The 11,357-nt window shown below is 57.2% G+C and carries 9 protein-coding genes and 1 tRNA gene; 8 read left to right on the top strand and 2 right to left on the bottom strand.

Annotated features, from left to right (window positions below):
* Window positions 1-187 precede the first annotated feature (187 nt).
* The 8 genes from KHU33_RS23870 (at window position 188) to KHU33_RS23835 (ending at window position 9,216) form a co-directional block, all read left to right on the top strand.
* On the top strand, window positions 188-1,231 hold the full coding sequence (locus KHU33_RS23870) for a sugar ABC transporter substrate-binding protein (RefSeq protein ID WP_211467630.1): 1,044 nt from the start codon (window positions 188-190) through the stop codon (window positions 1,229-1,231).
* Window positions 1,232-1,442: 211 nt separating this feature from the next.
* Window positions 1,443-2,603 (top strand): ABC transporter permease, encoded by a 1,161-nt coding sequence (locus KHU33_RS23865; protein WP_329956118.1) that lies wholly within the window; start codon window positions 1,443-1,445, stop codon window positions 2,601-2,603.
* A 2-nt stretch (window positions 2,604-2,605) separates the two neighbouring features.
* A complete protein-coding gene (locus KHU33_RS23860) occupies window positions 2,606-3,388 on the top strand; it encodes an ATP-binding cassette domain-containing protein (RefSeq protein WP_211467628.1) in 783 nt (260 codons plus the stop codon).
* A 34-nt stretch (window positions 3,389-3,422) separates the two neighbouring features.
* Window positions 3,423-5,387, top strand: a complete 1,965-nt coding sequence (locus KHU33_RS23855; protein ID WP_211467626.1) for a bifunctional 5-dehydro-2-deoxygluconokinase/5-dehydro-2-deoxyphosphogluconate aldolase — start codon at window positions 3,423-3,425, stop codon at window positions 5,385-5,387.
* Entirely contained in the window at window positions 5,384-7,255 is a 1,872-nt protein-coding gene (gene iolD / locus KHU33_RS23850) for a 3D-(3,5/4)-trihydroxycyclohexane-1,2-dione acylhydrolase (decyclizing) (RefSeq protein ID WP_211467624.1), read from the top strand. The genes KHU33_RS23855 and iolD overlap by 4 nt, the downstream gene beginning before the upstream one ends.
* 27 nt (window positions 7,256-7,282) lie before the next feature.
* Window positions 7,283-8,197, top strand: a complete 915-nt coding sequence (iolE, locus tag KHU33_RS23845) for a myo-inosose-2 dehydratase (protein WP_211467622.1) — start codon at window positions 7,283-7,285, stop codon at window positions 8,195-8,197.
* Entirely contained in the window at window positions 8,194-8,988 is a 795-nt protein-coding gene (gene iolB / locus KHU33_RS23840) for a 5-deoxy-glucuronate isomerase (protein ID WP_211467620.1), read from the top strand. The genes iolE and iolB overlap by 4 nt, the downstream gene beginning before the upstream one ends.
* 143 nt (window positions 8,989-9,131) lie before the next feature.
* Window positions 9,132-9,216: transfer RNA gene (locus tag KHU33_RS23835), tRNA-Leu, on the top strand.
* Window positions 9,217-9,478: 262 nt separating this feature from the next.
* Here KHU33_RS23835 and KHU33_RS23830 read toward each other — a convergent pair.
* Both KHU33_RS23830 and KHU33_RS23825 read right to left on the bottom strand, forming a co-directional pair.
* Window positions 9,479-9,760: a hypothetical protein gene (locus tag KHU33_RS23830; RefSeq protein WP_211467618.1), complete on the bottom strand. Its 282-nt coding sequence runs from the start codon at window positions 9,758-9,760 to the stop codon at window positions 9,479-9,481.
* Between the two features lie 39 nt (window positions 9,761-9,799).
* A complete protein-coding gene (locus KHU33_RS23825; protein WP_211467616.1) occupies window positions 9,800-11,203 on the bottom strand; it encodes a hypothetical protein in 1,404 nt (467 codons plus the stop codon).
* Window positions 11,204-11,357: the final 154 nt, after the last annotated feature.

Below are 11,357 nucleotides of genomic sequence, written 5' to 3'. Positions count from 1 at the left end.
CCAGCGCACGTTTTGGTTGGAACCCTTCGGGAACGGCTGCAGGCGTCGCATGCCGTTGTTGCAACTCCTTGCCGTAGCACCGCTACGTCGCGTCGCTGCGCCTAGGCACGCAACGCCTGCCGCGCGGTCGCACTCCCAAATCAATTGCTAACAGGCCCTAGTGAATAAAACAACAACGGAGATAACTATGCAACGACTCAGAAGCAAGGGCCTGGGCAGGGCCTTGATAGTGGCGGCATTGGCGATGAGCTTTGGCGCCATGAACAGCAGTTATGCAGCGAATGAGAAATTTGTCCTGATCAGCCATGCACCGGATTCCGATTCCTGGTGGAATACCATCAAGAACGCCATCAAGCAGGCCGGCGAAGATTTCAACGTCGCGGTCGATTACCGCAACCCGCCTAACGGCGACCTGGCCGACATGTCGCGCCTGATCGAGCAGGCGGCAGCCCGCCATTACGATGGCGTGATCGCCAGCATTGCCGATTTCAGCGTGCTGAGGAAAGCCATGGAAAACGTCACCGCCAAGAAGATCCCGCTGGTGACAATCAATTCCGGCACCCAGCAGCAGAGTGAAGAACTGGGCGCGATCATGCACGTCGGCCAGCCGGAATACGATGCAGGCAAGGGCGCCGGCGAGAAAGCCAAGGCGGCCGGCATCAAATCCTTCCTGTGCGTCAACCACTACGCCACCAACCCGTCGTCCTTTGAACGTTGCCGCGGTTTTGCCGAAGCGATTGGCGTCGATTATAAAAAATCAACGCTGGATGCGGGCCAGGATCCTACCGGTATCGAAAGCAAGGTCAGCGCCTATCTGCGCAACAATCCCGGTACCCAGGCGGTGCTGGCGCTCGGTCCCGATTCCGCTTCGCCAAGCCTGCGCGCGCTGCAAAAAATGGGCTTGAAAGGCAAGATGTGGTTCGCCACTTTCGATCTGTCGGAAGAAGTGGCCAAGGGTATCAAGGACGGTTCGGTACAGTTCGCGATTGACCAGCAACCCTACTTGCAAGGCTATATCCCGGTTGCGGTCCTGGCCATCATGACGCAAAACAAAACCACCGATGTTGCCACCATCCAAGCCAAGCTGAAAGCCAATCCAAAGTTCCAGGCGCGGCTGGCCGAATATGGCCTGGCGCCGAGCTACGGCCCACGCCACATCAGCTCCGGTCCTGGCTACATCACCAAGGACAATCTTGATAAAGTGTTGAAATACGCTGGTCAATATCGCTGATCGATCGCTTTTCTTTACATTCCACGGCTGCCCGTAACGACGCATAACGATGCTACGGCAGCCGGCAAGTTGAAAACCAGGGGAGACGATTCGCCCGGGCCGGCTTACGTCCGCACGATTACGCTGCACCCCAGCGCTACATCTTATAAAGCGGCCAGTCCGAGGTTAGCTAATGACCTCGATTATGGCCAACACAGCAGGAGATACAGTCATGAATTCAAGCAGTGCGCACGCTGACAAGCTGGCCGCCGACGGCAGCAGCCCGGCGCAGCAGAATAACGCCCCGAAAGACGAACGAGTGCGCAAGGAAGGCTCCTTGAAGCACTTCCTCGGACGCCCGGAATTTGCCTCGCTGGCAGGCGTCATCCTGGTGTTTGTCATATTCGGTTTTGCCGCAGGCGATTCCGGCATGTTCAACCTGGACGGCGTGATCAACTGGATGCAGGTGGCCGCCTACCTGGGCCTGATCTCGATCGGCGCCTGTGTGCTGATGATCGCCGGCGAGTTCGATTTATCGATTGGTTCGATGATCGGTTTTGCCGGCATGATGGTGGCGATTCCTACCGTGTATTTTCACTGGCCGTTCTGGCTGGCGGTCATGTTTGCCTTTGCCGGTTCCATGGCGCTGGGCTGGCTCAACGGCTATCTGGTGGTCAAGACCAGGCTGCCGTCCTTCATCGTCACGCTGGCGTTCATGTTCATCTTGCGCGGCTTGACGCTGGCGCTGTCGATCATGTTCGCCAACCGCACCATCGTCAGCGGTGTCGGCGATCTGGCCGCGCATGACTGGCTCGGCAGCTGGCTGTTCACCGGCAATCTCGGCAGCGGGCTGTTTCACTGGATGGCCAGCCACGGCTGGATCGCCACCATGGCCAACGGCCAGCCGCTGATTGCCGGCATTCCCAAGGTCATCGTCTGGTGGCTGGTGCTGGCGCTGGGCGCAAGTTTTGTCCTGGCCCGGACCCGTTTCGGCAACTGGATCTTTGCCGTCGGCGGCGACGCCAATGCCGCCAAGAATGTCGGCGTGCCGGTAAAACGCGTCAAGACTTCGCTGTTTGTGTTTACCGCTTTCTGCGCCTGTCTGTTTGCGGTGCTGCAGGTGGCGGATGTCGGCTCCGCTGCGGCTGACCGCGGCTTGCAAAAGGAATTCGAAGCCATCATCGCCGCGGTGATCGGCGGCGCCTTGCTGACCGGCGGTTACGGTTCGGTGATCGGGGCTTGCTTCGGCGCCTTGATCTTCGGCGTGGTGCAGATCGGCATTACCTATACCAATCTGAATTCCGACTGGTTCCGTGTATTCCTCGGCGTGATGCTGCTGGTAGCGGTCCTGTTCAACAACTATGTCCGTCGCCGTGTGACGGAGGCGAGGTAATCATGAGTGACACTATTCTGGCTCTGGAAAACGTCAGCAAGTATTTCGGTTCGGTGATTGCTTTGCAAAATGTCACCCTGCGCTTGAAAAAGGGGGAGGTGCATTGCCTGCTGGGCGATAACGGCGCCGGTAAATCGACCTTGATCAAGACGCTGGCAGGGGTGCATAAACCGTCTGAAGGGCAGTATCTGGTCGACGGCAAGCCGGTCTCTTTCAATTCGCCGAAAGAGGCGCTGGATGTCGGCGTCGCCACCGTCTACCAGGATCTGGCCCTGGTGCCGCTGCTGTCGGTGGCGCGCAATTTCTTCATGGGGCGCGAGCCGACCAAGAAAGTGTTCGGCATCACCGTGATGGACATCGACTATGCAGCCGAGACGGCGCGTGCCAAGCTGGCCGAAATGGGCATCATGGTGCGCGATCCGCACCACGCGATCGGCACCATGTCCGGCGGTGAAAAACAATGCCTGGCGATTGCCCGCGCGATTCACTTCGGCGCTCGCGTCTTGATCCTCGATGAGCCAACCGCAGCGCTGGGCGTCAAGCAATCGTTCAATGTGCTGAAGCTGATCCACAAGGCGCGCGAGCGCGGCATTTCGGTGATTTTCATTACCCACAATGTGCATCACGCCTATCCGATCGGCGATTCTTTCACCTTGCTGAATCGCGGCAAATCGATGGGTACTTTTACTAAAGACAATGTCAGCAAGGACGAAGTGCTGGACATGATGGCGGGCGGGGCGGAAATGCAGACGCTGATGAATCAGTTGGAAGGCATACAGGTTTAGGTTTACATCTACATCCAAGTTAAGGATCGTACTCATGCAACACACTAACAACACCTTCGCATCGGGCCGCAAGCTTGACGTGGTTTGTATCGGCCGTCTCGCGGTGGATCTGTACGCGCAGCAAATCGGCGCGCCGCTGGCGGATGTCAGCAGCTTTGCCAAGTATCTCGGCGGTTCTTCCGCCAATATCGCTTTCGGCTGCGCCAGGCTGGGACTGAAATCGGCGATGCTGGCGCGGGTCGGCAATGAACATAACGGCCAGTTCCTGACGGCGGCGCTGGCGGCGGAGGGCTGCGATGTCAGCCAGATCAAGATCGATCCGGAACGGCTAACCGCTCTGGTGATGCTGGGGCTGAAGGATAAAGACACTTTTCCGCTGATTTTTTATCGCGACAACTGCGCCGACATGGCGCTGGCCGAAGAAGATATCGACGAGGCTTTCATCGCCTCCAGCAAGGCGCTGCTGATTACCGGCACCCATTTTTCGACAGAGCAGGTGCATCGCAGCAGCAGTCTGGCGCTGGAGTATGCACGTCGCAACAACGTCCGCACGGTGCTGGATATAGACTACCGGCCGGTGCTGTGGGGCTTGACGCAAAAGGGCGACGGCGAGACGCGTTTTATTGCGAACCACGGCGTGACTGCGCATCTACAGGGAATCCTGCCGAAATTTGATCTGGTGGTGGGCACTGAAGAGGAGTTCATGATTGCCGGCGGCGGCCAGGACATCATCGCTTCGCTGCAAGCGGTGCGCGCGGTCAGCCAGGCAACGCTGGTGGTCAAGCGCGGGCCGCTGGGTTGTGCGGTCATTCATGGTGCGATTCCGGCTTCGCTGGATGAAGGTTTCAATTACAAAGGAGTGCAAGTCGAAGTGCTCAATGTGCTGGGCGCCGGCGACGCTTTCCTGTCGGGATTCCTGAAAGGCTGGCTGAACGGCGAAGATGATGAAAGCTGCTGCCGCTACGCCAATGCTTGCGGCGCTTTGGTGGTGTCGCGCCACGCTTGCGCGCCGGCGATGCCGACCCCGGTCGAGCTGGCATATTTCCTGGATAACGCCGAACGCATGCAGCGGCCGGACCAGGACGCGCATCTGCAGCGCCTGCACCGAGTCACGGCGCCGCGCAAGATCTGGGATGAGGTGAACGTATTTGCCTTTGATCATCGCAACCAGTTCTTTGAGCTGGCGCGTGAATCCGGCGTCGGCGAAGCGCGTTTGCCGCAGCTCAAGCAGTTGCTGGTGCAAGCGGTGGCAGCCACCGAGCAGGCGCTGGGCTTGCAAGGAAAAATCGGCATATTGGCCGATGACCGCTATGGCCAGGATGCGCTGAATGCCGCCACCGGGCGCGGCTGGTGGGTCGGGCATGCGGTGGAATTGCCGCTCTCGAATCCGCTGGAATTCGATTATGGCCGCTCGATCGGCTCGCATCTGCTGAGCTGGCCCAAGGAGCATGTGGTCAAATGCTTGGTGCAATTTCATCCTGACGATGCGGTCGAAAAACGTTTGGAACAAGAAGCGCAGATTCGCGGTTTGTACAACGCGGTGCAAGTCAGCGGCCACGAATTGCTGCTGGAAATCATCCCGCCCAAGGATTTGCCGAAGGCCGACGACACTGTGCTGCGCGGCATCAAGCGCCTATATAACCTGGGGATCTATCCCGAATGGTGGAAGCTGGAATCGATGTCAGCCCAGCAATGGGACGCGATCGACCGCCTGATTGCCGAGCGCGATCCATATTGCCGCGGCGTGGTGCTGCTGGGCCTGGCGGCGCCGGTGGAAGAACTGGCGGCCGGTTTCCGCGCCTCGCGTCACAGCAAGACTTGCCGTGGTTTCATGGTGGGCCGGACGATTTTCCATGAACCGTCCAAGCTCTGGCTGCAAGGGCAGATAGACGACGCCACCTTGATCCAGCAGGTAAGGGCCACTTTCGAACAGCTGATCGGCGTCTGGCAAGCCAGCCGTAGCGAGGAGCAATCCAAGACAGCGGAGCGTGCAGCATGAGCGTAGCCGGAAAAACCATACGTCTGACCATGGCGCAAGCGCTGGTGCGCTATCTGGCGGCCTTGCGGGTCGATACTGCGGATGGTGTAGTGCCGCTGTTTGGCGGCGTCTTCTCCATCTTCGGCCATGGCAATGTGGCTGGCCTGGGCGAGGCCCTGTACCAGCATCGGGAACAGTTGCCGACTTATCGCGCGCATAACGAGCAAGCCATGGCGCATGCCGCAATCGCCTATGCAAAAACCCATATGCGGCGGCGCATGATGGCCGTTACCAGCTCGATCGGGCCGGGCGCCACCAATCTGCTGACCGCCGCGGCGTTGGCGCATGTGAACCGCTTGCCGGTGCTGCTGCTGCCGGGCGATATCTTCGTCTCGCGGCGTCCCGATCCGGTGCTGCAACAGGTGGAAAATTTCCAGGATGGCGGCGTTTCCGCCAACGATGCGTTCAAACCTTTGTCGCGTTATTTCGACCGCATCTACTATCCTGAGCAGTTGCTGACGGCGCTGCCGCGGGCGATCCAGGTGTTGACCGATGCGGCCCAATGCGGCCCGGTTACCTTGGCCTTGCCGCAAGACGTGCAGACCATGGCCTACGACTATCCAGCCGATTTTTTTGCACCGCAAACCGTCAAATTCCGCGCCCAGGGGCCGGCGGCGGACGAGTTGCAGGCGGCGCTGGAATTGTTGAAAAACGCCAAACAGCCGTTGATCGTTGCCGGCGGCGGCGTGCTGTATGGCGAGGCGACCGAAGCGCTGCGCTGTTTCGCTGAAAGACATGCGGTGCCGGTGGCCGAAACCCAGGCTGGCAAAAGCGCCTTGGCTTGGCGTCATCCCTTGCAACTGGGAGCGCTTGGCGTAACCGGCTCGCCGGCCGCCAACGCCTTGGCGCAAAAGGCGGATGTGGTGATTGCGGTAGGCACGCGCTTGCAGGATTTTACTACCGGCTCGCACTCCTTGTTCGGCCAGGCAAAACTGCTGAGCATCAATGTTAACGCCGTCGACGCCATCAAATGGCAGGCAACGCCGATGTTGTCCGACGCTCGCCTGGGGCTGGCTGCCTTGTCGCAAGGTTTGCAAGACTGGCGTTCCAGCACTGCCTGGCATGCGCTGGCGCTGGAACAGGCCAACGCCTGGCGCGCTACTGTCGACAAGATCACCGGTCAGCGAGAAATTGCGGCGCCGGCGCTGCCGTACGACGGCGAAGTGATCGGCGCGGTGCAGCGCTCCAGCATCGATTCGACCGTGCATGACATCGTGGTTTGCGCCGCCGGCACCTTGCCGGCCGAGTTGCATAAACTATGGCGCACCTCGACTCCCGGCGGTTATCACGTCGAATACGGTTATTCCTGCATGGGTTACGAGATAGCCGGCGGCCTCGGCGTCAAGATGGCGCAGCCGGATCGCGACGTGATCGTGATGGTGGGCGACGGCAGCTATCTGATGATGAATTCCGAGATCGCCACTTCAGTCATGCTGGATCGCAAATTGATCATCGTGGTGCTGGACAACCGCGGTTACGGCTGCATCAACCGCCTGCAACAGGCTTGCGGCGGCGCACCGTTCAACAACATGCTGGAGGATTGCCTGCAAGGGCCGCAGGGCGCGCCCGTCATCGATTTTGCCGCGCACGCTAAATCGCTGGGTGCGCTGGCGGAAAACGTCAAGACCATCCCGCAGCTGGAAGCCGCGTTGCAAAGGGCGCGCGCTGCCGACCGTACTTATCTGGTATGCATCGATACCGATCCTGCGCGCACCACCGAAGACGGTGGCTGCTGGTGGGAGGTGGCGGTGCCGGAGGTATCGCCGCGGCAGCAGGTGCAAGCCGCCAGAGCCGAGTACGAGCAAGCCCGCCGCAGTCAAAAAGTGTGACCAAGTTCGAATATTGCGAGAGAGACCATGACATTTAACGTAAAAATCGGCATCAATCCGATTTCCTGGATGAACGACGATCTGCCTTCGCTGGGCGGCGAAACGCCGCTGGAAGTGGCGCTGGCCGAAGGGGCCGAGATCGGCTATCGCGGCTTTGAGCTGGGCAACAAATTTCCAAAGGAACCGGCGGCGCTGGCGGCGGTGCTCGGTAAATATCAGCTGGAATGCGTGTCGGGCTGGTATTCCGGCCGCCTGGCGACCGGTTCGGTCGAAGATGAAATTGCCGCCGTCGGGCCGCATTTGCGGCTGCTGGCGGAAAACGGTTCCAAGGTCATGGTGTATGGCGAGGTGGCCAATGCGATTCAAGGCCGGCCGGACCCTCTGTATAAGCGCCCGCGTTTTCTGAGCGATCAGGAGGGGCGGCAATACGCCGACAAACTGACCGCGTTTGCGCGCTTTACCTTGTCGCACGGCGTCCGTCTGGCTTACCACCATCACATGGGCGCTTATGTCGAGACGGCGGCCGATGTCGACCGTTTGATGGCCTTGAGCGGCGACGAAGTCGGCTTGCTGTTCGATAGCGGCCACATCACGTTTGCCGGCGGCGATCCCTTGGCGGTTCTGGAAAAGCATATCAAACGCGTCTGCCACGTCCATTGCAAGGATGTGCGGCCGGCGGTGGTAAAGATGGCGCGCAACGGTAACTGGAGTTTCCTGCAGGCAGTCATCAACGGCGCCTTTACCGTGCCGGGCGACGGCGCGATCGATTTCAATGGCTTGCTGCGCCTGCTGTATCGGCATGGCTACGCCGGTTGGCTGGTAGTTGAGGCGGAGCAGGATCCGGCCGTTGCTCCAAGTTATCAATATGCTGAAATGGGTTATCGCCATCTTGCCGATTTAGTGCGCGCCATCGAGGCTGGCAACGGCAGGGAGGCGGCATGAGCTTACTCGTCAAGGGACAAGCAGAAGGGCAGGAAATCGTCAGCGTCACGCCGCAATCGGCCAACTGGCGATTTGTCGGTTTTGCCGCCTATCGCCTGGCCGCCGCCGAGCGGATCGATTTCAATACCGCCGCACGTGAAGTCTGCATCGTGGTGCTGCGCGGCGTGGTCAGCGTGCAGGCCGGCGATCATGCGTGGAAAGAAATCGGCGAACGCCAAAGCGTGTTTGATCCAAGCTCGCCGTATGCAGTGTATGCGCCGCACCACCATGCAGTGACCGTCCGCGCCCACGGCGATGCCGAAATTGCCGTTTGCAGCGCGCCCGGCCATGGCGATCTGAGTGCGCGTCTGATCGCGCCGGGGATGGCCAAGCGCTCGGTGCGCGGGCAGGGCAGCAACACCCGTTATGTCTGCGATATCCTGCCGCAAACCGAGCCGGCCGATCATCTGCTGGTGGTGGAGGTGGTGACGCCCGGCGGCCATTCATCGAGCTATCCGCCGCATAAGCACGACACCGATAATCTGCCGCAAGAGAGTTTTCTTGAGGAGACTTATTATCATCGCCTCAATCCGCCGCAAGGTTTTGCTTTCCAGCGGGTGTATACCGACGACCGTTCGCTGGACCAATCGATGGCGGTGGAGAATCACGATGTGGTCATGGTGCCCAGGGGTTATCACCCGGTAGTGGCGCCGCATGGTTACGATAGTTATTACCTGAATGTGATGGCCGGCCCCAAGCGTGAATGGCATTTCAAGAACGATCCCGCGCACGAATGGATGTTGCAGCGCTGATCGCTTGCGGAATTTGCGGCGTCCACGATGGAGGACAGCAATTAATTGCATAAAATCGCAAACTCCGATTGACTGAAGCTATCAAATGCACGTATTATTCGGTCTTCGGAATTGCAGTGAGCCTTACTGGGCTTCGCATTACGGCCCACGTGGCGGAATTGGTAGACGCGCATGGTTCAGGTCCATGTGCCGCAAGGTGTGGGGGTTCGAGTCCCTCCGTGGGCACCAGAAAACTGGTGTTGGAAGTAAAGAGAAACCGCATAAACATCAATGTTTATGCGGTTTTTTTGTTTTTGGCGCAAAAACTCATGTATAGATCAGATTAACAGTCGACGCACCGCTTCGCGTTGCTCGTCGCTCACCCGCTACCAGTAAGCCTATCGTGCCTCTCCGGTGAAACCAGAAGACACAACTCGCGCCATTTTTGCATCTCATTGGGTCAATGAATGGGTCAAGAATTATAGCCGACTCCAATGCGGATGTGAGTCGGTCAGAGATGCGGCGCTAATTCCGCGTAAAAATCTACGATTCTCTCGGACACACCTTCTGCGTACTCCTGAATTTGCAATATATGGAAAGTGCCCATATGAATGCCTCGATATGTGATTTCAGCTAATTTTTCATCTTCAGGAATGACCCCGAGAGCACTTACTAAACACTCGGTAATTGATGTGTCTCCCGCCTCACCGTCGATCTTGTCTTGACCGTACAGTACTAGCCATTCGTAAAGTCCAACGTCATGACGCTGTATGACTATGTGTGGCGTGCTCATGCGTTTTCCTTTAGTTTAGAGGACGCTTGTAGCGCTAATTCAACCAAGAGTCTTATCTTTATTTGATTTATCCCCTGATTTTCGCCGGGCAGGGCGTTGTGGTTTTGATGGCGATTCATTGTCGAATAATGCGGGCTGAGTTGGGCGTGTATTACGTTGCGGCTGGAGCAACTGCTGAACCTGGGTAATGAGATCTAACGCGAGTTCAATTGTGTCGTCAGCTATTAGAGGCGCTCGAACTGGAGTAGGACTCTCCATCAAAATTAACTCTTCATTTATCAGCGAATTTGGCTCTTGACCAATCAGGCGGAATTGGCAATCGACACCTGGTAACAGTTCAATCGCCAAACTTCTAAGAGCAGTTTTTGGGGTTGTACTGAGTACCTCAAGTGAATCGTACGTTTGTGATAGCCATTCATATTCAGGCCAGCATAGATCGGCCATAACTGGCTCATCAGGATGGAAGAATTGCCGTAGTGCTTTCTCTATACCCTTAGTCTTTTGCATCCAAGCTTTGTCCCAGCTGCGAGGGCCGAGAACACCTGCTAGCAGGCCATACCACACCAATACTTCAGGGAATGCCTTTGTTGCCGGTGCTAATAATTGAATGTGACTGGTACCCCTGCCGACTAGCAACGAAGCCGCTGCAAGCGCAACGGCACCGCCTTCCCTGCCGACAGCGTCAGAATTTCGCATACCGAAGAAGGTGTCAACAACGGCATCAAAACCAATAACACGCTCCTCTGCTGAGTCGCTTAATAAATATTGATTGGAAGTTAAAAGTCGTGCAGCTTTCTTGCTAACGGCAGAAACGATTTGTATAACAGTATCAAGAAAATTGAACGATTCGTGCGGTACTTCCTGTAATGTTAGAGCCGTTGACCAAATTTTCTTGAGGGCCCCAACATTTATATGTCGGCGGGTAAACCGTGAGTCGCGCTCGACGGCCTCCATACGCTTGATGCATGTGGCTTCGGCGTCTGTCTGTTCAGGATATAAAAGAGAAGTGCGAGCAATTGCAAAAGAAAAACATGCGGCTGCGCGAGCCAGAGGAACGCCAGAGACATCAAGCTCGGCGTCAGCTTGACCTAGCATTTCGCCAAGAACAAGTGATGACCATATGGGGTGAACCGTGCCAATTGTAGATTCTTTATACGTTTGAAGCTTAAGGTCAGTCCAATCCTCAACGGAGCACACCCTGCAAAATTGTGTTAACGGAAACACATGCTCTGCATAAGTCGATAGCCAAGAGAACAGCTCAGCTTTCCTTTCTCCTACTAACGTTACAGCAGCTATTGGAGGGCGGCTTGACTCGTTCATGCCGATTGCAACGCCTGAATTGCCAAACGTCGGAGTGGTACGGCCATTTAAAGAGGGAGTAATTTCACTCATCAAGAGTTGAGGCAGTTCTTGTCGTTCCAATGTATACCAAAGAAGATTCATGGGGTGGCTCATTTCAAAGCAAATCGGCAAGGGATGGAGGAGCTTGAAACTTGGCAAAAGCGGTTGATACTGTACTAAGGATTTTTCCTGTGTAATAACCTGTCAATGCAGTCTTGGCGCGAGTAATAGCGGTAAACAATAGTTCACGGCGATT

The organism is Collimonas silvisoli, from assembly GCF_018305005.1.
Lineage (GTDB): Bacteria > Pseudomonadota > Gammaproteobacteria > Burkholderiales > Burkholderiaceae_D > Collimonas > Collimonas silvisoli.
This window is presented reverse-complemented; position numbering and strand designations above follow the sequence as displayed.

What these genes read in the sequence shown, in the direction of transcription:
- KHU33_RS23870 (WP_211467630.1), top strand. Translation starts at nt 188, where the DNA reads ATGCAACGACTCAGAAGCAAGGGCCTGGGCAGGGCCTTGATAGTGGCG.
- KHU33_RS23865 (WP_329956118.1), top strand. Translation starts at nt 1,443, where the DNA reads ATGAATTCAAGCAGTGCGCACGCTGACAAGCTGGCCGCCGACGGCAGC.
- KHU33_RS23860 (WP_211467628.1), top strand. Translation starts at nt 2,606, where the DNA reads ATGAGTGACACTATTCTGGCTCTGGAAAACGTCAGCAAGTATTTCGGT.
- KHU33_RS23855 (WP_211467626.1), top strand. Translation starts at nt 3,423, where the DNA reads ATGCAACACACTAACAACACCTTCGCATCGGGCCGCAAGCTTGACGTG.
- iolD (WP_211467624.1), top strand. Translation starts at nt 5,384, where the DNA reads ATGAGCGTAGCCGGAAAAACCATACGTCTGACCATGGCGCAAGCGCTG.
- iolE (WP_211467622.1), top strand. Translation starts at nt 7,283, where the DNA reads ATGACATTTAACGTAAAAATCGGCATCAATCCGATTTCCTGGATGAAC.
- iolB (WP_211467620.1), top strand. Translation starts at nt 8,194, where the DNA reads ATGAGCTTACTCGTCAAGGGACAAGCAGAAGGGCAGGAAATCGTCAGC.
- KHU33_RS23830 (WP_211467618.1), bottom strand. Translation starts at nt 9,760, where the DNA reads ATGAGCACGCCACACATAGTCATACAGCGTCATGACGTTGGACTTTAC.
- KHU33_RS23825 (WP_211467616.1), bottom strand. Translation starts at nt 11,203, where the DNA reads ATGAATCTTCTTTGGTATACATTGGAACGACAAGAACTGCCTCAACTC.